The 23,071-nt window shown below is 67.5% G+C and carries 27 protein-coding genes and 1 pseudogene; 15 read left to right on the top strand and 13 right to left on the bottom strand.

The window, feature by feature from the left end; all coding sequences use genetic code 11:
- Positions 1 to 456: 456 nt before the first annotated feature.
- From E1300_RS09760 to E1300_RS09745, 4 genes are all read left to right on the top strand, one after another.
- Positions 457 to 1,641: a hypothetical protein gene (locus E1300_RS09760; protein ID WP_131756563.1), complete on the top strand. Its 1,185-nt coding sequence runs from the start codon at positions 457 to 459 to the stop codon at positions 1,639 to 1,641.
- Between the two features lie 146 nt (positions 1,642 to 1,787).
- Positions 1,788 to 2,279: an RNA polymerase sigma factor gene (locus tag E1300_RS09755; protein WP_165502763.1), complete on the top strand. Its 492-nt coding sequence runs from the start codon at positions 1,788 to 1,790 to the stop codon at positions 2,277 to 2,279.
- The gene (locus E1300_RS09750) at positions 2,276 to 2,899 is read left to right on the top strand and encodes a hypothetical protein (RefSeq protein WP_131756561.1); all 624 of its coding nucleotides are present in this window, start codon (positions 2,276 to 2,278) and stop codon (positions 2,897 to 2,899) included. The genes E1300_RS09755 and E1300_RS09750 overlap by 4 nt, the downstream gene beginning before the upstream one ends.
- Before the next feature lie 259 nt (positions 2,900 to 3,158).
- Positions 3,159 to 3,476 (top strand): hypothetical protein, encoded by a 318-nt coding sequence (locus tag E1300_RS09745; RefSeq protein ID WP_207399596.1) that lies wholly within the window; start codon positions 3,159 to 3,161, stop codon positions 3,474 to 3,476.
- A 270-nt stretch (positions 3,477 to 3,746) separates the two neighbouring features.
- Here the strand turns inward: E1300_RS09745 and E1300_RS09740 are convergent, their stop codons facing one another.
- Positions 3,747 to 3,986 carry a hypothetical protein gene (locus E1300_RS09740; protein WP_131756560.1) on the bottom strand — a complete coding sequence of 80 codons (240 nt, stop codon included), beginning with the start codon at positions 3,984 to 3,986 and terminating at the stop codon, positions 3,747 to 3,749.
- Positions 3,987 to 4,116: 130 nt separating this feature from the next.
- On the opposite strand from E1300_RS09740, the gene E1300_RS09735 reads away from it, so the two are divergent.
- The 3 genes from E1300_RS09735 to E1300_RS09725 are packed head-to-tail and all read left to right on the top strand — an operon-like array spanning position 4,117 to position 7,343.
- A complete protein-coding gene (locus E1300_RS09735) occupies positions 4,117 to 4,674 on the top strand; it encodes a hypothetical protein (RefSeq protein WP_131756559.1) in 558 nt (185 codons plus the stop codon).
- A complete protein-coding gene (locus E1300_RS09730; protein ID WP_131756558.1) occupies positions 4,674 to 5,471 on the top strand; it encodes a hypothetical protein in 798 nt (265 codons plus the stop codon). The genes E1300_RS09735 and E1300_RS09730 overlap by 1 nt, the downstream gene beginning before the upstream one ends.
- A gap of 3 nt (positions 5,472 to 5,474) precedes the next feature.
- Positions 5,475 to 7,343 carry a hypothetical protein gene (locus tag E1300_RS09725; protein WP_131756557.1) on the top strand — a complete coding sequence of 623 codons (1,869 nt, stop codon included), beginning with the start codon at positions 5,475 to 5,477 and terminating at the stop codon, positions 7,341 to 7,343.
- 175 nt (positions 7,344 to 7,518) lie between these two features.
- On the opposite strand, the gene E1300_RS09720 is transcribed toward E1300_RS09725, so the two are convergent.
- From E1300_RS09720 to E1300_RS09705, 6 genes and pseudogenes are all read right to left on the bottom strand, one after another.
- A complete protein-coding gene (locus tag E1300_RS09720; RefSeq protein ID WP_207399595.1) occupies positions 7,519 to 8,547 on the bottom strand; it encodes a hypothetical protein in 1,029 nt (342 codons plus the stop codon).
- Between the two features lie 185 nt (positions 8,548 to 8,732).
- Positions 8,733 to 9,110 (bottom strand): integrase core domain-containing protein, encoded by a 378-nt coding sequence (locus tag E1300_RS09715; protein WP_165502762.1) that lies wholly within the window; start codon positions 9,108 to 9,110, stop codon positions 8,733 to 8,735.
- The gene (locus E1300_RS49925; protein ID WP_165502761.1) at positions 9,059 to 9,223 is read right to left on the bottom strand and encodes a hypothetical protein; all 165 of its coding nucleotides are present in this window, start codon (positions 9,221 to 9,223) and stop codon (positions 9,059 to 9,061) included. Before E1300_RS49925 ends, E1300_RS09715 begins: the two co-directional genes overlap by 52 nt.
- A gap of 226 nt (positions 9,224 to 9,449) precedes the next feature.
- Entirely contained in the window at positions 9,450 to 9,674 is a 225-nt protein-coding gene (locus tag E1300_RS53900; RefSeq protein ID WP_370784662.1) for a transposase, read from the bottom strand.
- Positions 9,675 to 9,683: 9 nt separating this feature from the next.
- Positions 9,684 to 10,421 (bottom strand): annotated as a pseudogene (locus E1300_RS51430) (IS110 family transposase); the annotation flags it as partial.
- A 495-nt stretch (positions 10,422 to 10,916) separates the two neighbouring features.
- Positions 10,917 to 11,759 (bottom strand): metal-dependent hydrolase, encoded by an 843-nt coding sequence (locus E1300_RS09705; protein WP_207399594.1) that lies wholly within the window; start codon positions 11,757 to 11,759, stop codon positions 10,917 to 10,919.
- 105 nt (positions 11,760 to 11,864) lie between these two features.
- Between E1300_RS09705 and E1300_RS09700 the strand changes: the two genes are divergently transcribed.
- On the top strand, positions 11,865 to 12,503 hold the full coding sequence (locus tag E1300_RS09700; protein ID WP_165502760.1) for a TetR/AcrR family transcriptional regulator: 639 nt from the start codon (positions 11,865 to 11,867) through the stop codon (positions 12,501 to 12,503).
- On the opposite strand, the gene E1300_RS09695 is transcribed toward E1300_RS09700, so the two are convergent.
- Positions 12,436 to 13,866, bottom strand: coding sequence for a DUF4158 domain-containing protein (locus E1300_RS09695; protein WP_131756554.1), 1,431 nt, complete (start codon positions 13,864 to 13,866; stop codon positions 12,436 to 12,438). The genes E1300_RS09700 and E1300_RS09695 overlap by 68 nt on opposite strands.
- A gap of 85 nt (positions 13,867 to 13,951) precedes the next feature.
- Positions 13,952 to 14,206 carry a DUF4158 domain-containing protein gene (locus E1300_RS53370; protein WP_278045352.1) on the bottom strand — a complete coding sequence of 85 codons (255 nt, stop codon included), beginning with the start codon at positions 14,204 to 14,206 and terminating at the stop codon, positions 13,952 to 13,954.
- A gap of 372 nt (positions 14,207 to 14,578) precedes the next feature.
- On the opposite strand from E1300_RS53370, the gene E1300_RS09685 reads away from it, so the two are divergent.
- The 4 genes from E1300_RS09685 (at position 14,579) to E1300_RS09670 (ending at position 17,413) form a co-directional block, all read left to right on the top strand.
- Positions 14,579 to 14,878, top strand: a complete 300-nt coding sequence (locus E1300_RS09685; protein WP_131756552.1) for a hypothetical protein — start codon at positions 14,579 to 14,581, stop codon at positions 14,876 to 14,878.
- Between the two features lie 268 nt (positions 14,879 to 15,146).
- Positions 15,147 to 15,374 carry an integrase core domain-containing protein gene (locus E1300_RS51425; RefSeq protein ID WP_207399593.1) on the top strand — a complete coding sequence of 76 codons (228 nt, stop codon included), beginning with the start codon at positions 15,147 to 15,149 and terminating at the stop codon, positions 15,372 to 15,374.
- A gap of 152 nt (positions 15,375 to 15,526) precedes the next feature.
- Positions 15,527 to 16,345: a DUF2398 family protein gene (locus E1300_RS09675; RefSeq protein WP_306440647.1), complete on the top strand. Its 819-nt coding sequence runs from the start codon at positions 15,527 to 15,529 to the stop codon at positions 16,343 to 16,345.
- Positions 16,346 to 16,372: 27 nt separating this feature from the next.
- Positions 16,373 to 17,413, top strand: coding sequence for a helix-turn-helix transcriptional regulator (locus E1300_RS09670; RefSeq protein WP_131756551.1), 1,041 nt, complete (start codon positions 16,373 to 16,375; stop codon positions 17,411 to 17,413).
- Between the two features lie 93 nt (positions 17,414 to 17,506).
- On the opposite strand, the gene E1300_RS09665 is transcribed toward E1300_RS09670, so the two are convergent.
- Together E1300_RS09665 and E1300_RS09660 are read right to left on the bottom strand one after the other, a co-directional pair.
- Complete coding sequence (locus E1300_RS09665) at positions 17,507 to 18,019, bottom strand: hypothetical protein (RefSeq protein WP_131756550.1); 513 nt, start codon at positions 18,017 to 18,019, stop codon at positions 17,507 to 17,509.
- A 383-nt stretch (positions 18,020 to 18,402) separates the two neighbouring features.
- Positions 18,403 to 19,029, bottom strand: a complete 627-nt coding sequence (locus tag E1300_RS09660) for a DDE-type integrase/transposase/recombinase (protein WP_131756549.1) — start codon at positions 19,027 to 19,029, stop codon at positions 18,403 to 18,405.
- Between E1300_RS09660 and E1300_RS09655 the strand changes: the two genes are divergently transcribed.
- Entirely contained in the window at positions 19,030 to 20,052 is a 1,023-nt protein-coding gene (locus E1300_RS09655) for a glycosyltransferase family 4 protein (RefSeq protein WP_370784637.1), read from the top strand.
- Here E1300_RS09655 and E1300_RS09650 read toward each other — a convergent pair.
- The gene (locus tag E1300_RS09650; RefSeq protein ID WP_242619038.1) at positions 20,040 to 20,546 is read right to left on the bottom strand and encodes an NUDIX domain-containing protein; all 507 of its coding nucleotides are present in this window, start codon (positions 20,544 to 20,546) and stop codon (positions 20,040 to 20,042) included. The two genes, E1300_RS09655 and E1300_RS09650, sit on opposite strands and share 13 nt — an antisense overlap.
- A gap of 494 nt (positions 20,547 to 21,040) precedes the next feature.
- A complete protein-coding gene (locus E1300_RS09645) occupies positions 21,041 to 21,232 on the bottom strand; it encodes a hypothetical protein (protein ID WP_131756547.1) in 192 nt (63 codons plus the stop codon).
- A 1,385-nt stretch (positions 21,233 to 22,617) separates the two neighbouring features.
- Here E1300_RS09645 and E1300_RS53365 point away from each other — a divergent pair.
- Together E1300_RS53365 and E1300_RS53360 are read left to right on the top strand one after the other, a co-directional pair.
- Positions 22,618 to 22,827: a transposase gene (locus tag E1300_RS53365; RefSeq protein WP_207399592.1), complete on the top strand. Its 210-nt coding sequence runs from the start codon at positions 22,618 to 22,620 to the stop codon at positions 22,825 to 22,827.
- A 22-nt stretch (positions 22,828 to 22,849) separates the two neighbouring features.
- Complete coding sequence (locus E1300_RS53360) at positions 22,850 to 23,035, top strand: hypothetical protein (RefSeq protein ID WP_207399591.1); 186 nt, start codon at positions 22,850 to 22,852, stop codon at positions 23,033 to 23,035.
- Positions 23,036 to 23,071: the final 36 nt, after the last annotated feature.

Raw genomic sequence — 23,071 nt, 5'->3', positions numbered from 1 at the left:
CGCAGGTCAGGGGTGGTGGGTCGCGTGAGACTCGAACCCACAACCTACGGATTGAAAGTCGGCTGCTCTCGTATCAGAACAGTGCTCTCAATATCAGACTGTACCGCTCTATTCGCATCCAGCACCATCCCCATGCCGCCACATCCCCCTCCGTGTCAGTCCGTTTCGGAACCGCCGAGCCGCCAACGAGCCGACATAGGCCGTTGAAGATCTGTTCCCGCTCGTCGGTGACCTCCCTTGACCAGCACGGACAGAGCCTCCGGCAAGCGCAACGCGGACGGAGAGGGTGCGTCCCTACCCATCGTGGACGTAGTCGCGTTGGCTGTTGTCAAAAAGCGCAGGTCACAAGCCTTTTTCGGAGTGGCCGTCACGGAGGTGCCTCTTCGGCGCACTTACAAGCATTCCCAGCGCCTCCGTCACTGGGCGGAGCGCCCCGGCATGACGAGGTGGTGCTGCATGGCAGTGGAGCAGATTCATATCGCTCAGGACGTAGACGACAAGCTCGGTGAGCGGTCGTTGCGGGAGATCGCCCGATGGCTTTGGGCGGTGGACTGCCAGACCTGCGGGCGGTTCTTGGGAGATGACCCGCCTTCGCTGTGCGTCGACGACATCATGATTCTCGCGACGGCGACGCTGCACCATCAGGTGTGCCGGGCTTCGGAATGGAACGACAGCGGGGTGCTCGACCGCACGCCTGAGGCCCATCTCAGCTTCATCACCGGCCTGACCATGGTGCCCACCACCGCAGACGGCTCCGACCACATCCCGATGGTGCTGCTGAACCCGAGCCTGGAGTCGGTAACCCTCGAGCAGGACGCGCAGGAACGCTGGCAGCCGCGTCTGAACCTCGCCTACCGGAACGCCGGCCTTGCTCCACTCGCGGCTGACGGGACCGTCGGTGCTCCCATTCAAGGCGCGTTCGCCCGGGTCACCGAGGATTCCCTGGCGGTGTCAATGAAGAGCGCACCGTTCAACAGCTACGAGGTTCCAGCGACCCAGCAGGCGTTGGACGCCGCCCGCCGTCACGACGGTGTCCTGTTCGCAGTGACACAGACACCCCACCCCGGAGAGATCACTCCCGAGTCGCTTGGGCGGGCCATGCAGGCGGGCGAGGTCCTGGTCGGGCGGGTCGCGCTGCACGGTTCGAACGCACACGACGCACCGGCTAGCGCTTCCGCTCCCGTCCGGTATCCGCTGTGCGAGGGAGAAACAGCAACTTCTGCTCTGCAGTGGGACGACCGCTGCGCGATGGTCGGGAAGATCCTGGGCCATAAAGCGCGCCCGATGACTGATCGGAAGGCGCGGCTCTGGGCAGCTCGGATCATCGAGACCGCAGCTCGTAAGGCGGGAGTCCCGTGCTCGTTGATCGATTGGAGCCCGCTGCACGACGAGGAGCCCGGTGAGGGCTGGTTCACCATGGAGGCCCTGCAAGCAAACATGTTCCTGCTGCGGCAGACCACCGACGGGTGGCGGTTGGTGCACGTCTACTCCCGCCGCGGTGGCGGCCCCAGGTTCGAAAGCGAGAATGAGGCCAAGGCGTGGGCCTTCGGCGTGCTCGGCCATCAGGCCGGGATCCGCGGCCTGACCTGGAAGCCTAGGCCGTCCACACCGCGCTCGAACACGCTCTACGCCACGGTTTGAGCGCGGCGATCCCGCCGGTTCATGGAGGCGTGACGATGGCGCAGGAAGGAGGGATAGTGCGAGACGAGCCAGCACTACAGCGCCGAGACAGCCGGCACCCAGCGCTGGACTTCACAGCACCCGCGCCGCCCGTCACAGTGGCTAGCGTGACGAACTTCGTTGAGTTCTTCATCGCCGAGCAACCAGGCCTGGTCCGGTATCTGCTCTCTCAGGGAGCCGATCAGTACGAGGCCGACGACGCCGCTCAGGCGGCGTTCGAAGAAGCCTTGAAGGCCTGGGTCTCGATCCAGCATCCCAAGGCCTGGCTGTACAAGGTCGCCTGGCGCAATTTCTTAGGGGCCAACGTCCGTGTCCGAGAGCATGAGACGCCGACGGAAGAGACGCTGCTCGATACCTCGCATCGGCTGGCCAGCGGGAACCCCGCCGAGTTCACCGATGACGAGCAGATGATCCTGGACGCCATCAAGGCGCTGCCGCCCATGCAGCGCCAAGTCATGGGCATGACGATCGCGGAGTTCAGCCCCGCCGAGATCGCCGATTTCCTGGAGTGCGACTCCGCAGCGGTCCGGCAGAACCTGCGCAGAGCCCGCGATAACCTCGCCCGGCAGCTGGGGCTCACTCGAAGGAGGGTGCAGTGACCACCCCGAACCCCGACAATCTCGGCCCCCGCGACTACGACGCGGAACTGGACGCCATCCTCGAGTCCGGCATGGCCGGGATCTTGGCCAAGCTGCAGGCACGCCTAGAGCCGCAAGCGGCACTGGCCGACCTCCAGAATCGCGTGCGCGGACAGGTTCCGCCGCCCAACCAATCCGACCAGCAAGCGTCCTCCGCAGCGGATGAGGCGGACACGTCTCGGGCCACTAGCCAAGCATTGCAGGCCGTGTGCGACCGCATCGACGCCTTCGACTTCTACCTGCGGACCGTCCTGCGATCTCCAGACGATTTCTTCGCAGGCGCTGCGTTCATCGCCAACGCCCGCCCCGCTCTGCTGCAACTGCGCTCGGGGCTGGCCAACCGCAGCCTGACCAAGAGCCAAGCACAACGCATCTTGGATGAGATCCAGCAGAATCTGGACCAGGCCGACCGCGTCATGCGGCAGCAAGGCAGCGATCTGGACGCTGCTCTGCGTGACCGCGCCCGCGGCCAGACCGCCTCCAACGGGACTGCCAGCGCCCAGATGCACAGCCTTCACACCCACGTGATGCGCCTGTTCGAAGGAAGCGGCCACCACGCTGCCCTTCAACCCTCTCGCTAGAACCAAGCACCCGCAACTCAGCGACCAGCACGGAGCAGGCTCAAGCCGAGCTCAGGCATCACGTTCCTCTGCTACGAAAGGGGCCGGAGTGGCGGACTGGCAGGCACGCAAGCACCGCGGCGATCAGCACGAACTCCGCGTCGCCGCTGAACTGCAACGACTCGGCTGGACGGTGCATCCCTGCGGTTAGGGCACCTACCCCGCCGCCATCCAGCGCGTCCTCAGCGCATGTGACTCAGCACTGCGGCAGTTCCCGGACATGATCGCCGCCCGCGGCCCCGACGTGGTCACCATCGACGCCAAGACCCGGATGCGCCCGCACACCGGCCGGTACGCCATCTCGCGTACCTGCGTCCAGGCCGGCTTGCAGTTCGCTGGCGCCAACGCTCCCATCCCGCTCTACTACGTTCTCGGTGACGCCTTCAGCGACCTAGCCGTCCTGACACCCGCCGAAGTAACGGCGTACACAACGACCGGGCACCTACACCCCAGCGGCGCTTACTACATGATCGAAGCCAACCACGCACGCCCCTTCGAGACAGTCTTCGGCGCAGTCGCCCAGGCAAAGATCGCTTGACGGCTCTCAATTACGACGCAACTCACCTCGCTGTCATGGCGGCTCGGTGCAGTCGACCGGGCGACCGGTCAATGGCCCGAGAGGTGCCCGACGGCATACCTGATTACCTGGCGTGTGACGATCGTTCTACAACAATCACGGGGCCAGGCAATCCGGCAGGCGTTGATCCGGCCGCGAACCTGATGATCACCCTGCGGCACTCCAAGCAGGCGCCGGTGCAGGCAGCCGCGCCGCTCATGTTTCGGGCGCGCCTGAAGTTGATCGTGCCCCTCAAACCGGACGACCCGAAGGCGACCATACCGCACCGGGCAGGTAGGCAACCTGACAGCCGGACGTGCGGATGACCGCAATCGGCATCGCGTCGATCGAGGCGGTTCGGTCGATCAGCATCAGCATCAGGCCATGCCCGGCGAGCCGATTGAACAGCACCCGCAGCTTGGCCTCGTCGTTGTGCAGCGGCTTGTCGTGCAGCCGTTTACTCAACGGAGTCGCGGTTGAGTTCAGGGTCATAATCGCTCCGACTGCTTGGTCCGCCCTCGTCCGCTACTGGTCAACCCACTCCGGTTCCGGTGGCGAAACGGTTCCATGCGGATAGAAGATGGAGCGAACGAAGTCAACTCATCACCGGAGCGAGGGCGTGGTGACGGATCCGCTGACGCTGTCCGTGCTCGGCGGGGCAGTGCTCACTCAGGGGGTCACTTTCATCTACGGCCAGGCGAGTGAACTCCTCAAGAGCCGTCGTGAGAGGCGCGAACCGGAAATGGCGCGACAGCGAGCATCGATTCCGCTGGACGTCTCGATGCTGGAAGGTCACCCGGCTCCATTGGTCGCCAACCTGGAGGTCTTGGACCACGTTGCCGATGAAGTGGCCGAGTTGCGCAGGCGCCTTTCTGACTACACCGACGAGATCAAGCCTGTCACCCCAGCCGACCAAGACCTCCTCTTGATCCTTGACGCACTGCGCGGCCTGCTGGAAGCGGTCTACGGACAGCGCTTCACGTTCCGCGGCGAGGACCGCCAGCCATCTGGACCGGTCATCGCGGGAACCATCAACGCCGAAGAAGTCCTAGGACGGGCTGTGGCGGTACGGATAGGCAGGGTGTCGGGAGCCGCCGACATCACCGGTAACGCCAAGGTCGAACGAATCGACAAGGGCGCTGAGGTGATCGGCGTCGACGTCGACAAACTCGGCGACTGATGGCTCCCGAAGATGTCCTCTTTGAGGAGGTCATCTCGGCTGCGCTAGACGAGCGTTACATCGAACGCCAGTGGCTGGCCGACCTGGTGGAAAGACATCTCGCCGATCCCGGCTGCCGATTCGTCCTCCTACTGGGTGGTCCAGGCACCGGAAAGACCTCATTCGTTTCATGGATGACCCGCCGCCACGAGGTCTCGCCACGCTATTTCGTCCGGCGAGACAGCGTCGGCAGCTTTGCCGGTGGTGACGCCCGGTCAGTGCTGCTAAGGATCGGCCACCAACTCGCCGTCCTCGTCCCCCACGTCATGGGCCGGGATGTCACCGCGACAGTGGCCCAGCAGGTCGGCAAGGTCACCAGCGACGGTTCGCTCGTGGGAATTCGAGTCGGGCTGTTGCAGACCTCTCCGTTCCGGCGGACTGCGCTCCGCGTGACCCAGCAGGCCAGCAGCGTCCAGGGAACCGTAATCGGCCTACAGATCGATCATCTGATTACCGACCCACGCTTAGGTGATCTGGGCAATCTGCAGTATCTTGCGCTGCTCGACCCGGCCGTCGAGCTCGCCCACCGTACTCCGGGCGCCCTGATCGTGCTCTTCGTCGATGCGCTTGACGAACTACGCCACCAGGTCGGCTTCTTCGGCCGAGGGGAGAGCGTCCTTGATTGGCTCGCTCAAGTTCCTCAACTGCCGGACAACATCCGCATCATCCTGACCTCCCGCCCAGACGAGAGTCTGCACAGCCTGCGGATCCGGCAGCGGCCCTGGCTGCGCGAGGAGACACTCACCGACTCGACGTAGCTGGTGACCGAGGATCTGCGCGCCTATGCCGACACCGCGCTGGCCGAACCGGCCACCGCCGCCGCACTGGCCTCCAGCCCCGTGACTCCCACCCGGCTGAGCCGCATGGTCGCTCAACGGGCCGCAGGCAACTTCCTGTATCTCAGGCTCTGGGCCGACGGCGTGCGCAAGGCGGTGACCGAAGGGGATCGGCGCCGGCTCGCCGCGCTGACCGATCTGGCCGAACTGCCGACCGGCCTTGACGGAATCTATGAGTACTTCCTGGTCCTGGTGTACGACGCCGTGCGGCTGCGAGTCGGCACCGGCTGGCGCACCACCTGGCAGGAGGTCTACCGGCCACTGCTGGGCGTGCTGGCGGCCGCCCAGGACTCACTATCTGACGATCAGCTGGTGATGCTGTGCGCCTCGCGCGACGGGGACCGCAGAGTCACCGCCGCTCTCACCGATCTGGCGGAGTTCCTTGTCAGTGCCGGTGCGGGGGTGCGCCTGTGCCACACCAGCTTGGCAGAATTCCTTCTTGACGGGGGTAGCCCAGGCGAGAGACAACCGTGGAGCGTGAGCCCCTTCGAGAGCCACTTCGAGATAGCGCGACGGTACATCGACGCTCATCGTGCATCCTGGGCAAACTGCGAAGACGACTATGCACTGGCGAACGTCGCGCGGCACGGGGTACTGGCTATCCAGGCGGCACGTTCCGAGACTGAACGCACCCGGGCCGCCGCCCAGGTCGCCGATCTACTGGGCGAACCGTCTTACGGACTGGCCAAGGCTTCACGCCTGCAGACCGAAGATCTGCTGATGGACTACGTGGCCGGCTACGAGGCGATCGAACCTATCGCCGCGGACAGGATTCCTGATCTCGTCAGCAGCCTGACGTCGATCTTGGCTCAACGAGCGGCATCGACCGACGAGCCCCTGCCGGAAACCTTGCATGCGGTACTGGGTTATCACCCGCGCGGTGACCCACTGAACGCCGCGGTACTCGCTAGGCTCACCGACGCCGACGCGGTGAGTGAATTCATCGCCGACCCGCAGCGACGCACTCTGACGGTGCTGGGCTTCGCGCACGGTTCGGCCAGTCGCCTGCGCCGCTTGGGTGATCCCGACAATCTACGGCGGGCCCGGAACATGCTCCAACAGGCGATCATCACCGCTGAGCAACTCGGCACGGGCGCCGACGCGCTCACCGAAACCCGGATCTCCAGCCTGACTTACGACTTGGGCTACCTCGACTTCCTGCACGGCCAGATCGCGAATGCTGATGGGTGGTTCCGCCGCAGCGTGACAGCAGCCGAGCGGGCCGGAAACCGCACCAGCGCTGCCATCTCCCGGCTGGTCGCACTGCACATGCACCTGTACGCCGGGACTGTTGCGCCGGACTTCTACCGGGCTCAGGTGGAGGAGGCCCTGACCTATTTCACTCAGGAGGCCAAGGGGCCGCACGCCCAACGGTGGATCATGAACTGCCAGAATATGCTGCTCGACCTGGCCAGCGAAACCGATGACGTGGAGCTGGCCCAAGTTCAACTGGAGCTTCTAGAGGAAGACCCCTGGCTGCGTCAGTTAGCCCAAGACGACCTGCTCCGCGGTATGCGCGGCCGTACGGCAGTCGTCCTCGGCGACTGGCCGCGGGCGATCACCCTGTTCGCCGAGCATCTGGCCAGTGATCTGAACGGTGAACCGTCTGCACGTGAAGGACTAGCCCGGGATCTGCTGTACTACGGCCGTGCGCTCGCAGCGACCGGTCGTGCTTCGCAGGCACGAACGATCTGGGAGCAGGGCCTGCGCTGCCCAGACCACGCCGCCAACTGGCCCTGGAAACCACGCATCGAACGTGAACTGGCAGCCCTCGATCAGAATCCCGAGCCGTGACCCAGCGGCGCCAAGGACGCCTGGGGCAACAAGAACAGGGTCCCGGCGAACGACACAACACCAGACGCGGCCGCTGGGTTTGCGCCGTCAAGCGGCATTGCCGACGTCCTAGGCTCGTTTGCAAAAAATTTTGTGGGACGGACCCTTTGACCACCCCCACAGCAGACCCGTCCCCTCATCGTGGTGAAAGGGCCGGGCCACGGCCGTGGCATGCCCAGGCGTTCAGAAGGCGCCGGGCGGAGTTGCCGATTGGGCCTACAGCGTCTGCGAGGATGACATCGTCGGGTAGTTGAGCCTCCGCGACGGCTGCCACCGCGTCCACAGCATTGTCGATCGTCGATGAGCAGACCGAAAGCAGGTAGTCGGGCACGCTCAATGCGGGGCCGACGCAACCGATCGCAGGAGTTCCGACGGCGACGACGAGCGGGAATGCCGTGCCCGGAATCCCGATCGCGACGTCCGCGCGTGCGGACGCCTGCACGGACGGCACGTCGCTAACCTCGTACTGCTTCCATAGCGTGCGGTTCTCACGAGGGTGCAATCCGACCAGAATACGCCTGCCCGACTCATGCAGGGCCTTTGCCGCCGAGAGCAACAGCTCGGTGCCTGGTGCCGCGGTGCCTGTCCCGTCGGGGTGCGTGACGCTGGTGAGCACGAGCACCAGTCCTGCCTCAGGTCTACGGACGGGCAGGTCGTCAGTCTGGGGTGATCCGACCACCTGGATGTGCCGCCGGGTGCCCAAGTGACTGGCGAATGCCCGGCTCTCGGCCGGGGACGAGGAGGTGATGCCGTGCAGCCGCCGCCTCAGCCGTGCCGCCCCGGGTGCCTCCTGCGGCCCCAGGTAAGCGAGCGAACTAGCCATCAGCGGTAGCTGTGGGAACCGCGCCGCGCACTCCAGCGGCCAGTCCCCGGCCCCTGACACCACAAGCAGATCAGCATGCAGCGCATCCTCGGGCCTCGCGACCGGTACCGGGTCAGCCAGCGAGATGTGAGAACGGTCCGGCACCAACTGGGTGAGCCGCATATCCCGGCGCTCGGCCTCGGCAAGCAGCGACCTGACGTGGTAGGTGCCCCACGGCTCGTTCGTCGCGATCAGCACCTGCGGCAGGGCCGATGGGTTCACATACTTGGCCGGCGCAAGCGTGGCTGTGCCGACTGCGCCGCCCAGCCCCGTGCGCGGTGACAGTCCGGCAGCATTGTCCACCCACCAAGCCTAGGAGTACGGCCGGACATCCGCACGCGATGGGCCCCGAGATTATTCTAGATCAGCACGATCGGTGTGCTCGCCGAAAAGTACGTTTGGGCAGCTCCGTTGCGGCGGGAACGTCGTCGAAAGCAGATGCAGTACCGCGAACGCGTTGAAGCCCACCGGGTTCGATGAAGTCCGGTTTACCTGGCGCCGGTTGACGCTGGTGCGTTGATGGAACGGTAGTGGGCAGTCTCGTACTCGATGGGCGGGACGTCGCCGATGGTGGTGTGTAGCCGGCGGTGGTGGTACCAGCCGACCCAATCGACGATGGCGTACTCGATCTGGTCGCGGGTGCGCCAGGTGCGGCGGTGGATCAGCTCGGTCTTGAAAGTGGCGTTGAGCGATTCGGCCATCGCGTGGTCATAGGAATCGCCGACCGAGCCGACCGAGGCGGTCACGCCCAGGTCGGTCAGCCGGGTGGTGTAGCGGAAGCTGACGTATTGGCAGCCCCGGTCGGAGTGATGGATCAGGGTGCCCGGCTGCACTGGCCGTTCGCGGCCGCGTTGCCACAGTGCCATCTCCAGTGCGTCAGGTCGGTGCGCAGGTGGTCGGCCAGTTGCCAGCCGACGATCCGGCGGGAGAAGGCGTCCAGCACGAACGCGACGTACACCCATCCTTCCCAGGTGCGCACGTCGACACCTCACGTGGGTGAGTTGTCAAGCTGCCTGGGGCGGGGCGGGGCGGGGCGGGGCGTGTGCTGGGCGGGTGGGCCAGGCGGTCGTCTCGTCGTAGGGGACGTGGTGGTGCAGGCAGTGCGAGAGCTTGGCGATCAGTTTGTTGGCCAGGTTGCGGAGGGCTGCGTTGTGGGTGTCGCCTGCGGCTCGGCGTCGGTCGTAGTGGGCGCGGGCGCCGGGGGACTAGGTGATGGCGGCGAAGGCCCGCCAATGGCAGGCGTCGGCGAGGCGGTCGTTGCGGATGTGGCGCGCTGAGACGATCCTGGACTTGCCGGAGGCGCGGGTGATCGGCGCGGTCCCGGCGAATCCGCGCAGGCCCGCGATGTCGCTGAAGCGGGCGGGGTCGTCGCCGAGTTCGCCCAGGAGGCGGGCACCCAGGACCGTGCCGATGCCGGGGACGCTGGTGATGATCGCGGCCTACCTGTGGCAGGCGAACAAGACGTTGAGTTGGTCCTGCAGGGCTTTGATCGCACCGCTCATCGCGGCGATGATGTCCAGGAGTCCGGCGGCCGCGACGCCCAGAGCCTGCTCGACCTCGGCAGGTTGGCGCATGGTGTCCTGACGCAGCTGAGCTGAGACCCGTTCGGCAAGGCCCGGGTCGTTGCGCCGGCCGGCTTGGTGCAGCAGCGTGGTCACCCGTGCAGGGCTGAGACGGGCTGCGGCCTTTGGGGTCGGTGCGGCCCTGAGCACGGTGAGTGCGGCGGCGTGGGTCAGTTTCGGGAAGGTCAGCAGCGCCGCCGGATAGTAGTCGCGCAGCAAAGAGCGCAGCCGGCTGACGGTCTGCTGCCGGGCCCAGATCGCTTCCTTGTGCTGCCTGGCGGCCGCCTTGATTCCACGAGCCAGCGCCGTGTCGGCTGGAAGTTGCCGGTGCCGGTGTCGGTCGATGTGCAGAATGTCGGCCAGGACGGCGGCGTCCCCGGGGTCGGACTTGCCGCCTGCCTGTGCGTGCCGCTCCCGGTAACGGGCCACCGCCCGCGGGTTGATTGCGAACACTGTGAAGCCCGCCGCGACCAGCGAGGTGACCAGCAGTCCTTTGTCGGTCTCGATCGCGATGTCGATCCCGGTCGGTCCCGCGTTCTCGGCCTGCTCGGCCAGCAGTTCTGTCAGCTGGGTGAACCCGGTCAGGTCGTCACCGATGCGGGCGCGTTCAACGACCTGACCCCGCCTCGTCCATCAGCGCGACGTCGTGATGCCGCTCCGACCAATCGATCCGCACGTGATACGCAACAAGCCCTCCCTGAAGGTCACCGAGGTTCGAGCCGAGAGCCTGCGCCGCACCCTCATGGAAGCGCTCGTGGCGCAACACCTCGCCAGCCGGCTGCAAGCCCAGCAGCCGACGGGGCCACCGTCCAACTTCAGACCTCGCGGTCGGTGATGTCTCAGTGGTCACCCGCCGACGGCTCGACCGACACCCTGCCAGCACCGCGATCACGCGGCTCGATCAACCCTGTGGCTCACCCATGAGGTGATATTGCCCAGCCATAACCGGTCCGGCCGGTCGGCGGTGAAGCGCCGGTTGACCAGATCCGGTGGCCGCGGCATCGACTCCTCGGGGGTGGTGGAGCGCCGCCTGGCTCCGCGGCGCACCCCTTCCAGACCGTGCTCGTGAGGCGGTTCTGGTCGGGCCGAGGGCAGGTTGGGGTTATGTGGTCACCTGAGGTGCGGGGTCAGGGTCCCGTGCGGGCCGAACAGTTCGTTGCGCCAGTGGGTGAGGGTGGCGGTGGAGTCGATGTCGCTGGGGTGGAAGCCGGGTTTGTTGTAGGCGCGGATCTGGCTGATGACGTCGCGGTCGAGGAAGGGGGCGTGGCGCAGGGCGGCGAGACTGCGTATCAGGCGGCGGGGGTTGTAGGCGGCGCGGTCGGTCAGCAGGGACAGCAGGGTCCAGAGGCTGACGTGCAGGAGGAACAAGACGGTGACCCTGCGCATGGCGCGGATGCGCATGCGGTCGGTGCCGCCGATGGAACGGAAGACGTCGAACGCGACCGCTTTGTGCTCAGATTCCTCCAGGGCGTGCCAGAGCAGGATGTCCCGGACGGTCGAGTCGCCTAGCAGGACGCGTGAGCGCTCGTCGGTGAGCAGGTTCTCGGCGAGGGTGGCGGTGTAGTGCTCGAGCGCGGCGGTGGCCGCCAGGTTGGCGCGGGCGGGCAAGAAGCGGGTGTTGAACCGCAGCCCGCGTTCGACGGAGCGGTGGACGCGGTGGGTGGGGTAGCCCAGCCGGCGCAGTGTCTGGTTGAGGGAGTCGTGTTCGCGGCCGTGCACGACCTCCTGGCCAATGAAGGTCTTGACCTGTGCTTTCAGCTCTGGGTCGGTGATCTGGCCGTGGTAGTGACGGACCGAGCGGATGAAGAAGTCCTCACCGGGCGGGAACGTTGCCGACAGGACCGCGACGAGATGGCTCATCACCAGGTCGCCGTCGACGAAGTGGCGGCGTAGGGAGCCTTCGCCGTGGGGGAAGTGGATACGGCGGACCTTCATCGAGTCCGACTGGTTCATCTGGCCCTCGCCTCATCACCGTGGTCGTGGGTGTCTCGACCTCAACCTACGAAAAATGAGGAGTTTAGGCAATCACTCATTTTTATAACACGGTATCGTGGCGAGGTGCCCGCCACCACCAAGGCCGCCCGTACCCGGCAGCGGCTGCTCGAGGCTGCCATCGCCCGTTTCAGCAAAGACGGCTACCGCGGCACCTCGATCGCCGAGATCACCCGCGATGCCAAGCTCAGCGGCACCGCGGCCTACGTCTATTTCCCCAACAAGGAGGCCCTGTTCGTCGCGGCCGTCGATGCGGACGCGACCGCCGTCATCGAGGAGGGCCTGGCTTGCCTGGCCGAGTTCTCATCGCAGGAGCACTGGCGCGACACGATGATGTCCACGCTGCTGCAGGCGCTGGCCCATCATCCGCTGGCCCACCGGATCCTCAAGGGACTGGAGCCGGAGTTCACCGTTCGGTTGCTGAGCATCCCTGCCCTGGAACGGCTCCGCGAGGAGTCGGCTGCGCGGTTGCGTGGCCAGCAGGAGGAAGGCACGGTCCGTCCCGACATCGACCCTGATCAGATGGCGCACGGTCTGGTCACGCTGACGCTGTCTATGCTCATGGCCCTGACCCAGACCGGCGTCGAACCATCGGTTCTGCTGGGACCGGGTGTGGCCGCCGTGTTCAACGCCGCCCTCAACCCCCTAACCTCGGCGCAGGAGCAGGACCGGACCGCACAACAGTCCGGCCGCGACCACCTCTGAGACGGAAGGCGGGGCCTCGGCACCCAGCTGGCGGCGGTGCGGTGCGCTCGACCCGTCCCATGCGGCCCTGCGATGAAGAAGCCCGATCCCTGGGCGGGATGCCCGAGAAGACCTGGCGGGGGACTGGCCCGCGAGGAGCTCGCGAGCTCGGCCAGATGCCCGGCCGGCTCCTCCTCCAGCTCCAGCGCCGCCAGCACCCGCGGCCGCGCCGCAACCCACCCTCACCATCCAGCAGGCGGGCCCGCGGATCGCTCCATCGATCGGCGCCCGCGGCGAACACGTCCCGGCTGCGCAACGCGGCGTGCAGGTGCATCAGCGCGCACAGCGTGAACGCGGCCTTGTCGACCTGCCCAGCGGGCAGGTCGGGGTTGGCGAACACCAGCGGCCGCCACGACCCGACCACCAGGTCCTCGTGCGCGGCGACGTCGGCGCGGTCGTAGCGGCGGCGGGCCTTGGCCCTCGCGGCGGCCGCGGCCACCATCGCCAGCACGCCCCGCCCGGCCTCCGCCGCACGGAACTCGATCGTCTCCAGCAGCAGCTCGATGAACTGCTGCACCGTCCGGTCCCGTTTCACCAGCTCGGCCCGCCACGCGGCCGCCGCGTCGTCGTCGGTCTCGGGCACGAACGCCGCGACCACCTCGACTGCCGCCGACAGCTTCTCCCGCGGAACCACCCGCTCGATCTCGTTCCACACCTCCGCCAGCGACACCAGGCGGTCCTCGATCGCCTGCGGGGCACCCATCAAGATCTCCATCGCCGAGGCGACGTGTCGCGCCGCGAGGCGCAGCTTCGGCAGCGTCCGCAGCTGCTCGGCCTTGCCCGCCCGCTCGGCCCGCGCCAACAGGTTCGAGGTGATCAGCAGGTCCAGCACGTCCAGCGTGTCATCGATCGACGCGGTCTCCAGGTGCCGCACCGTGGCCAGCAGCGTCGCGGTCTGCCGCCGCTCCTTCAGATCCCGCAGTGTCGGAGCCTTGGACGCCATCCCGCACCGGGCCAGCGACGCCAGCTTCACCGCCGGCACCGGCTCGGTCGACACCCGCCCGGCGTCCAACCCGGCGATCTCGGCGACCCGGCTCAGCTCCCGTACCAGCACCCGGCCTGACGCCTTCACCGGCGAGGTCCGCAGCCGCTCCAACTCCGACATCCGCCGGTCCTCGGGTACCCGCAGCAGGCGCCGCAACGCCACCGCGGTCTCGGCCGGAGTCCGCTCGGCCAACAGCCCGTACAGCCGGGCGTTCTCCGCCCGGCGAACCTCGGCCACCAGACGCGTCAGCGTCGTGATCCCTGGCAGCAGAACCCGAAGCTCCACCAACCACACCACCGCCCGGTCGAACAGCGCACGCGGTCCCTCCTGCGACGCCACACCCGCGCGCCCACGAACGCCCGCACCTGCTCCTCCACCGACGAACTCGGTGTAGCCCTAGGCGTCCCGGATGTCCCACGCATGCTCATACCGGCTCTGCCGCCGCTCCGCATACGCCCCGAACTCCGCCGGATCGGCGTACCTGGTCCGCAGCGAACCGCACCACCGCCTCCGGCACCCCCGCCAGGTCCTCGGTCACGAACGCGCCCAGCATCCGTACCGCGCCCCACTGCACCGTCAACCCCAGCCGATTCGCCGCCGCCCGCTTCGACCGGGCGTGCGTCAACGCGCGCTCATCCAGCCGGAAGAACATTCCCAGCTCACCCGGCGACGGCTCCACCGGAACCGTCCGTACCTGGCCACTTGCTCATCAGACAAGAAATCCACTGGCATACCCGGCAACGTAGGAGCCGTAACCAGGCCAAACGGGCCAAGTGATCAACCGAAGCGAAGATCCAGCCGTTGTCGCTACTGGCCGTTCCGATCCTCCCCGCGGGCCAGTCGGGCGCGAACGCGGAAGGGAGCTTGGCGAGCCCCGGTGAACGGGGCTCTGGCGGCGCGTTCACCGGGCCTGGTTCCGCAGGGCCGCCGATGGCTGTGCGCGGTCGGTAACGGACGTGCCATCCGCTGGCCGGTGCGATCACACCTGCGTAGGTTGCGTGCGGCGCGTAGGGTGTGGCCACACCTTCTTGTGGCGAGAGGTACCGGCCTCATGAGGCTCGAACTCACCAACTACGAGGCCCTGCACGGCTGGGGCGTCGTCAACAACAGCGCCGCTTGGCATGCCCAGCGCAACCGCAGGCCTTCCGCGGCCGAACAGGCGGTCGGAGACATCCTCTTCACCGCGTACGACCGCCGGACCGACACCACGACCACGGTCGACCTCAGCGACGACGAGCGGGCGAGCCTCGCCGAACTGGTCAGCGACCACATCGCAGCGTGGGTGAAGCGCGGCCAGGAGAACGCCGCAGCGCCTCACCTGCGCTCGCTGATCGCGAAGCTGAGCGGCTGACATGCCTACGCCCGGCAGCCCGCAACGAAGGTTCCGACTCGCCGATGATGCCCTGTGGGCCGAGTACCACCAAGCGTGTCGTGACATCAACGGCAGCGCGAACCGCAGTGACGACATCCGCAAACAGGTCGAGGCCGTCGTCGCCGAATGGAAGAAGCGACGCCAGGCGAGATGATGCTCCAAAGGGGCGGCCGAGCGGCCCGGTTCCATCGAAGCCGGCTGCCGGGCGCGATTCGTAATCCGCGACCGCGATGGCAAGTTCCCCGAGGTGTTCGTCGCCGTCCTGGCCGATGCTGGTATTCGGGTGGTGCTCACCGGGGTGCGAATGCCCAGGATGAACGCGGTCATGGAGCGGTGGGTGCAGACCTGCCGCCGCGAGCTCCTGGACCGCATGTTGATCTGGAACCACCGGCACCTGCTTCACGCGCTCTGTGAGTTCGAGACCTTCTACAACGAGCATCGGGCTCATCAGGGCATCGCCAACGCCCGCCCTTGAAGCCGCTGCCTCCACCGATCACCGAATCCGACGAGATCGCCCACCTGAACCTCCGAAGAAGACCACGCCTGGACGGAATCCCCAACGAGTACGAACACGTCGCTTGACCTGCGCGGACGTGCTATTCGGCAACTACACCGCTGGGCTGGTTGGTGGACCGGGTGGTCGCGTTCGCGGCGGACGAGGAGATCGTCCGTGCCGGGATCACGTTCGCGATGGAGGATCGCGACAAGCGGGGCGATCTTGTCATGGTGGCGCAGTCGCTGCTGTCGCTGGGGGCGCTGGTGAAGGTGGCCGGTGACGGGCAGGCGTTCGTCAACCGGAGCGACGATGCGCTGTACGACGTGGACCGCCGCGTGCTCGCGGTGCTTCTGGCGACCCGGCGACGTGCTCGGGCATTCCAGCATCGTGTTGACCGCCGACACCTACACCGGCGTGCCGCCCAAGGTCGCGCACACCGCCGCCGAGCAGACCACCACGCATGTGCTGCGGGCCGGGTGGCGGGTGCCCGGCACCAGACGGCGCCGACGACGCGCGGTGCTCAGGCGGTCCGCCGCCGCGCGTGCCGGTGGCCGGTCCGCCGCAGCGCGTGCCGCGTGATCGAGAGCGTCCGCTGCCACCGCGTGCCGATCTGGTTCGGAACCGCTGAGCCGACAACGAGCCGACATGGACGGTTGGCGATCTTGTGGCCCGCTCATCGGCGGCCCTTCCTGCGCACGGTATATGTGGCCCGGATACGCGGCGGCGAGTTCGTTGAGGGCTTCGGCCCACCCGTAGGTTCTCTGGCCCTCGATGAGACGGGCGGGGTAGCTAGTGCGGGCGCCGTTCTGGCGGGCTCTGGCGGCGCGTTCGCGCCAAGGTGGCCCCCGGGTCGTCCTCACCGGCCGCCGACCGTGGAACGCATTGTGATCGGCGATGCTCAGAGGTCCGGAACAGGCCCCGCTCTGCTACTGGATACTTGCCGAGTGTAACGGCATCTTGGGTCCACACTTGGGCGCATGAGGGTTGCCGAGGACCGGTTGTTCCGGGACCTGTGTGCGGCACTGGTGCCAGGTGCCGGGCTTGAAGAGACGGGGGCGGCGCTGTCGGGGGTGATCGCTCGGCTGGTCGCGCATGACGCGTTGCGGTGTTGCGTGATGAGCCCGTCTTTGGGCATGGGCGTGTCCGGGCTGGGGTTCTGGCACGAGTATGGGCCCGATCTCGGTCGCGAGGTGGTGAGCGTCGGCAGCATGGCCGGGGACCGGCCCGGCAGCCTGACCGCCCTGGCGCGGCAGCCGGTGCCGGTGGGCGTGGCGGACCGGGTGCGCCGCGTGGATGCGCCTGACTGGCTGTTCGCCGAGTGCGGAGTGGGTGAGGAACTGAGCTTTGTGCTGCGCGACCTGCGTGGCGTGTGGGGAGTGCTCGGCCTGGCCAGGGCGGCCGGCGCCCGGCCGTTCGACGCGGGTGACCGTCATCGGATCGCCGCGGCCGGATCGTCGCTGATCGCCGCCGTGCGCAGTTACGTGATCGCGGGGCCCCTCGTGCCCCCGGCACAGCGGCCGCCGGCGGGCCTGCTCGTCGTAGGCCCCGACGGCAAGGTCAAGTCATGGACACCGCAGGCCCGGCGGTGGCTGGACCCAATGGTCGAGCGGCAGGCGATTCCGGATTGGCTCTTTGAAGCCTGCGCCGCCACACTGGCGTTCGAGGCTCGCGAGCACGCCCGCGACCCCCGGGCGCGCTACCCGCGGGTGTGCGTTCCGTCAGTCGGAAACGGCGGATGGATCGCGGTGGAGGCGCAGCCGCTCGGCGATGACGGGGATGTCGCGATCTTGATCCAGTGTGCGACCGGCGCCCTGCTGCTCCCGACGTTCTGCGACTGGTACCAGATCACCACCCGTGAACAGCAGATCATGCACTCCTTGCAGGACGGCTCCGCGGCCAAGCAGATCGCCCGCCGGCTCGATCTGTCGGTGAACACCGTCAACGAACACCTCAAGGCGATCTACCGCAAGACCGGCGCCTGCGGACGGCATGACCTGATAGCGGCCATTACCGCATGACGTCCAGCCGACTCGTGTAACCGGGCTCGGCCCGCCGCCCGCCGCCCGCCGCGTCGGCGGGCGGCGGGCGTCAGTGCCTCGCGCGCGTCAGGGTCAGGAGCCGCACCGCAAGGTCATGTCGTCCAGCCGGACGAACTGCTTGACCCCGTTGTCCTTGCCGAAGATGGCCTGGACATAGACCTTGTCGATCCCACGCAGGTCGACCGGCCTGGTCCTGATGGGCTGGTAGCCGGGGCCGGTGAGCCAGGGCGCCGTGGCGGTCAGCTTGCGCCAGCCGTTGGGGTCCCAGATTTCGAGGCCGACCTGGGCGCCTCCGCCCACCGGCTGCGCGTAGATCTCCGCGCTGCAGTTCGACCGGTCCGACCAGGAACCGACCGGTACTGCGATGCGTTCGGCCGCCCACCCCTGGCCGGTGTACAGCCAGCCGTTGTTGGTGCCGGTCCGGGCAAAGCCCTGGTCGATGTCCACGTCGGCCCTGCCGTCCCCGCTCACCAGCGCCTCCCAGCGGCTCCAGGGGTTGCCCTCGAAGCCGTCGGAGAGTGAGACGGACGCGTGTGCCGCTGTGGCGGACAGACCGGCGAGTGCCAGTCCGATGACCGCCGGCATTGCGAGGAACCGTGCCGTGCTTTTTCCTGGGGCTCTCCTTGACTCGCTGAATCGCCTCACAGGGCGTATGAGACGTGACATCCACCGGTCTTTTGCCTTGATCACGGTGCGCTGCATGGGTGCTCTCCTTCGGTGCCCGTGCTGACCCCTTCAGGCTCAGGGAGCGCAGATGCGCGCGGTATCACCAAGACTGGGTATTGCGAAGAACCGGGCTGCCGCTCACCCGACCCGGCCCCGGCACCCGAACCTCATCATTTCTCTACGTCGTCCAGCCTGCGACTTCCATGCATCCCGACGGCTCTTGCCTACTCGCCCGGCCTCTTGGGGCACCTACGCCACCGCCCGTGTCGACTTGCCCCCACGACCGGCCAAGTCGTCGCTGCTCAAGCCTCGGGTACAGCAGCGCGAAAGGCCATGCCATGATCGGCATTCGGGGCGACGCCTCCCAGCCATGGGTGTCGGAGTGACGCCGCCGGCCGCCGTGCAGCTCGATGCGCTGGAGGCAGCTGCCACGACGACGGTGACCGAGAAGGAGGCAGGCAAGGGCGGCGCGCAGCACCCGGCGTGGGAGGAACTGCCCAAGCCGCAGGACGGCGACACGTCGCGGTCTGCGCGGAGTCGATCGACCAGCCGACCACCTTGCGGGAGAAGGCGTCCAGCACCACGCAGCAGTACACCCTGCCCTCCCGGGTGGGATGCTCGGTGATATCGGTAACCCACAGCTCATCCGGCTCGCTGCGGGCGAACTGGCGGTCCACCAGGTCGGCTGCGGTCGGCGTCTGGTGGATCAGGCGCCGCCGCCGGCTGCCGGGAAGACCACGCAGGCCGGCGCGGCGCATCAGTATCTCCACTGCTCCGTGCCCGACGGCGATGCCCAGGCCGAGGGTGAGCTCGGCGTGCACGCGCTTGCCGCCGTAGGTGCCGCGGAAGTCGGCGTGCACGCGGCGGATCTGCTCGGTGAGCCAGGCGTGCCGGATCGCCCGCGGTGACGGCGGGCGCTTGCGCCACATGTGGAACCTCGACTCCGACACGCCCAGCACCCGGCTGCGGAACTGGCTCCCCACCTGCACCCGCGGCTGTGCCCCGAGCTGGTGATCGTCGCCCGCGCCACGGCGGCCTTGTACAGCCCCGACGACACTCAGAGGGTGGCGTGGGAGCGCACTGGGCTCCAGCGAACCATCGCCGCCGGAGGCCGGGTCGCGGCGATCTCCGCGTACATGCGAGCCCACCTCGCCGACGCCTACCACCTGCCCGATACCGGACTGCTGGACCTGCCCAACGGCCTCACCGGCGACGACTGGCGCCGCATCGCGCCGCCCGACACCCGGCTACTTCCACCGAAGGCCCGCACCGGATTCGTCCTGGCGATGGGCCGCGCCGTCCCCTACAAAGGCTTCGACGACCTCCTGGACGCCATGGCCATCTTGAAGAGCCGCGACGTCGCCGTGCCTCACACGCTGCTCGCGGCCGTCACCGACACCCGCGATCTCACTGACTACCAGCAGCATCTCGCCCAACGCATCGCCGAGCAGAACCTGAATGTGACACTGCTGCCCCGCTTCGATCCCGGTCTGCGCAGCCTGCTCGTCCACCCCGCGCTCGCCGCCGTCGTGGTGCCCTCCCGCGCCGAGCCGTTCGGAAGGATCCCCTTGGAGGCGTTCGTCGCCGGCGCCGCCCCCGTCATCGCCACCACCGCCGGTGGGCTGGCCGATCTGGTCACCACCGGCGCCGGATTCACCGTCCCGGCCGCCGACCCCCGGGCGCTCGCAGCCGCCCTGCAGCACGCCCTCACCATCACCACCGCCGACCGGGTCCGGCTCCGGGCGACAGGCCGCCGGGTCGCCGCCCGCTACAACTACGAACAGACCGTCCGGGAGTTCCTTCACCGTAGAGCGCCTTGGACGATCAGCCCGGCACCGAAACCACCTGGTCGGCTGACGCTCGGGACCAATGCTCTCCGGGAAGGGCAGGATCGAGCTGACGAGCCGACCGGACCAGCGCCCGATCGGCCGCGATTCGCTCAGTCGACGTAACCGGCCGGCGCGGGCGAAGTGACCGACAGCTTCCAGAGTTCCTCGGCGACCCGGGCCGCCGCTTTGGCCTGGGCCACCGCTGGTTCGCCCCACCCCAGCACCTGCGGGGCCTCAGACAGCGAGGTCATCAACCGGCGATACACCCGGCCGCCGTCGGGATCGGGCCGTCGCGGTTCGAACGCGCCGATCAGCCCCGCCATCCGCACCTGCGCGTACGGGACCATCCCGGGCCGGTGCACCTCCTGATAGCCGAGGTAAACCGCGTCGGTGACCCGCACCTGGTTCTCCTCGAACGCCTCACGGACCAGCGTCGCCACGATGTCGTCGTCCCACCGCTCGGGAGTCCCGCCCGGCAGGTTGAACCATCCCTCGTCCTCTTGCACCAGCACCCGCGCCGTCTGCGGACACAGCAGGTGCCCGTACACCTGCGTGATCTCCACGTCGGCGGGCACCGCCGCCTCGTGCCAGAAGTAGAGCACGTCATCAACCGTCACCCCAGCGACCGTAGCCACACCACCGCGCCGCCACACCGCAATCAAGGCCACTGCGGGTAGGGCCAGCTGAGCCAACCTTCCGATCTCCAACGCCTCTGAAGGTGGAGCCGGAATGGGGTGCGGACCGAACCGCCGGTTGACGGGCGCGTTGAAAGCCGCCCGATCAAGGGGGTTTCCGATGTGGCCGTGTGTCCCGGTGCGTGCCCACGAGCCGCCCTCGAGCCGACATGGGAACGAAGTAGGGCAAACGTGACGGCGGACAAGCCGGGCGTTTTCGCGTTTTTGCAGGTCAGGGGTGGTGGGTCGCGTGGGACTCGAACCCACAACCTACGGATTAAAAGTCGGCTGCTCTCGTATCAGAACAGTGCTCTCACTACCAGACTGTACCGCTCTGTCCGCATCCAGCACCATCCCCATGCCGCCACATCCCGCTCCGTGCCAGTCCGTTCCAAAACCACCGAGCCGACAACGAGCCGACATGGCACCGGTCGGATCTATCCATGTGCGACCGGGGGCCGCGACTCACGATTCTCGCGCTCCAGTTCGGCGATGCGCTGCGCGTCTCTGACCGTGGTGCCCTGACGCTTCTCGCCATCGACCTCAGCCAGCCGGATCCAGGTCCGCAACGCCTCACGATGCACCGCGCGTTCACGCAGTTCGGCAGAATACTCTTTCTGAGGCGCCATAGCCCGTCACCCCTCCAGGTGACTGACAAGGGCCTCCAACCAACCCGGAACGGTCCACCTGGCAGCTATGGCCGCTCTTTTAGCCGCATCACTTTCTGCCGCAACGGAGACGGCCGTCGGCCAGCCGTTGACACGGTGCGGCCGTCCGATCATGGACGCGCCGGAGAAGCCGCAATGGAGACGACCGTCGACCGGCCGTTAACACCGGCGACCCGAGACGTTAACTCCGCCGAGTATGCGCCACAACGGAGACGACCGACGGTCGGCCGTTGGCACGTTGGTTGACTGCCCGGTGACGGTTATCTCGAAGTCGCTGCAACGGAGACAACCGTCGGCGGTCGTTGGTTCCTGCCCATCGTGCCGAGTGCCGCCGGGCGCGGCCTCGGGCTGCAACGGGAACGACCGTCGACGGGTCGTTGACACTCACGGCGGTGCCGGGCGTGGTCTCCTTGCCGATCCCGCCGCAATGGAGACGACCGTCGGCCGCTCGTTGCCGCCCGGCGGACTCGAAATGATCGCCACCCCGGCGCAAGGGCCTCAACGGTGACGACTGTCGGCCGGTCGTTGACACCATCCGGCGGTGTGCGCCGTCGCTGGTCGCGGTCGGGCCGCAACGGAGACGACCGTCGGCCGGTCGTTAACCTCCGGCCAGCCGGGCTGTGCATCGTGGACTACGGGCAGCCGCAATGGAGACGACCGCCGGCCAGTCGTTAACCCTACGACTCGCTCGTTCCTACTGGCGCCCGCGATCCGAGGCCCCAATAGAGACGACCAGACGACCGTCGACTGGTCGTTGACACGTGATCAAAGATCTGCGCGACTTCTTTCGGGACCACAGGCCGCAACGGAGACGACCGCCGGCCGGTCGTTGGCACGCCAGGGCCCGGATTATGAGCTCGCGGGCGATCATGGCGCCGCAACGGAGACGATTGACGGTCGGTCGTTGAAACGCGGGTAGCCGGTCGGCCCGTTGACCGGCGGGTAATCGATGCCGTAACAGAGACGACCGCCGGACGGTCGTTGACACCCGGTGAGGCGGCAACCCGGCGGCTACGTACGAAGCCGCAACGGAGACGACCGTCGGACGGTCGTTGACACTTTGGTCGCCATTGCTAGCGCCGTAGGATGCCACAGGCCGCAACGGAGACGACCGGTGGTCGGTCGTTGACACCCGGGTTGAGTGCGTCATCTGTGACCTGCGTATTGGCAGCCCCAACGGAGAGGACCGTCGGCCGGTCGTTGACACCCGCGTGCTAGGGCGCCGCGCTGCTGATCACGGGAGGGCCGCAACGGAGACGACGTCGGTCGGTCGTTGACGCCTTAGAGGTCATAACAGAATGCTTATACGGCGGGACGTGTGGTAGTTCGCGGTGTTCGGTGAGGGCATGCGCAAGGGCGAGCAACCCCCGTGGATCGTGCCCGACAGCCTGTGGGAACGGGTTGAGCCGCTGCTGCCGAGGGTGGAGCGCCGCAAGCATCATCCCGGCCGCAAGCGGCTGGACGATCGCAAGGTGCTGTGCGGGATCTTGTTCGTGCTGCACACCGGGATCCGGTGGGAGTACCTGCCCAGGAGCTGGGATTCGGGTCAGGGATGACGTGCTGGCGCAGGCTGGCCGAGTGGCACAGGCTGGGGTGTGGGAGCGGCTGCACCGGCTGCTGCTGGAGGAGCTGCACGCCGCTGGACGGCTGGACTGGTCCAGGGCGGTGATCGACAGCTTCCACGTCCGAGCGCTCAAGGGCGGCCCAAAACCGGGCCGAGTCCGGTCGACCGTGGCCGGCCGGGCTCTGAGCACCACGTGCTGACCGACGGCCACGGCACCCCGCTGGCTGTGTCCCTGA

The sequence above is a fragment of the Actinomadura fibrosa genome, from assembly GCF_900659615.1.
In the GTDB taxonomy this organism is placed as follows: domain Bacteria; phylum Actinomycetota; class Actinomycetes; order Streptosporangiales; family Streptosporangiaceae; genus Spirillospora; species Spirillospora fibrosa.
This window is presented reverse-complemented; position numbering and strand designations above follow the sequence as displayed.

What these genes read in the sequence shown, in the direction of transcription:
- E1300_RS09740 (WP_131756560.1), bottom strand. Translation starts at nt 3,986, where the DNA reads ATGACCCTGAACTCAACCGCGACTCCGTTGAGTAAACGGCTGCACGAC.
- E1300_RS09670 (WP_131756551.1), top strand. Translation starts at nt 16,373, where the DNA reads ATGAGGGTTGCCGAGGACCGGTTGTTCCGGGACCTGTGTGCGGCACTG.
- E1300_RS09730 (WP_131756558.1), top strand. Translation starts at nt 4,674, where the DNA reads ATGGCTCCCGAAGATGTCCTCTTTGAGGAGGTCATCTCGGCTGCGCTA.
- E1300_RS09715 (WP_165502762.1), bottom strand. Translation starts at nt 9,110, where the DNA reads ATGGCACTGTGGCAACGCGGCCGCGAACGGCCAGTGCAGCCGGGCACC.
- E1300_RS53365 (WP_207399592.1), top strand. Translation starts at nt 22,618, where the DNA reads ATGCGCAAGGGCGAGCAACCCCCGTGGATCGTGCCCGACAGCCTGTGG.
- E1300_RS09660 (WP_131756549.1), bottom strand. Translation starts at nt 19,029, where the DNA reads ATGTGGCGCAAGCGCCCGCCGTCACCGCGGGCGATCCGGCACGCCTGG.
- E1300_RS09685 (WP_131756552.1), top strand. Translation starts at nt 14,579, where the DNA reads ATGAGGCTCGAACTCACCAACTACGAGGCCCTGCACGGCTGGGGCGTC.
- E1300_RS09665 (WP_131756550.1), bottom strand. Translation starts at nt 18,019, where the DNA reads ATGCCGGCGGTCATCGGACTGGCACTCGCCGGTCTGTCCGCCACAGCG.
- E1300_RS09645 (WP_131756547.1), bottom strand. Translation starts at nt 21,232, where the DNA reads ATGGCGCCTCAGAAAGAGTATTCTGCCGAACTGCGTGAACGCGCGGTG.
- E1300_RS09760 (WP_131756563.1), top strand. Translation starts at nt 457, where the DNA reads ATGGCAGTGGAGCAGATTCATATCGCTCAGGACGTAGACGACAAGCTC.
- E1300_RS09705 (WP_207399594.1), bottom strand. Translation starts at nt 11,759, where the DNA reads ATGAACCAGTCGGACTCGATGAAGGTCCGCCGTATCCACTTCCCCCAC.
- E1300_RS09745 (WP_207399596.1), top strand. Translation starts at nt 3,159, where the DNA reads ATGATCGCCGCCCGCGGCCCCGACGTGGTCACCATCGACGCCAAGACC.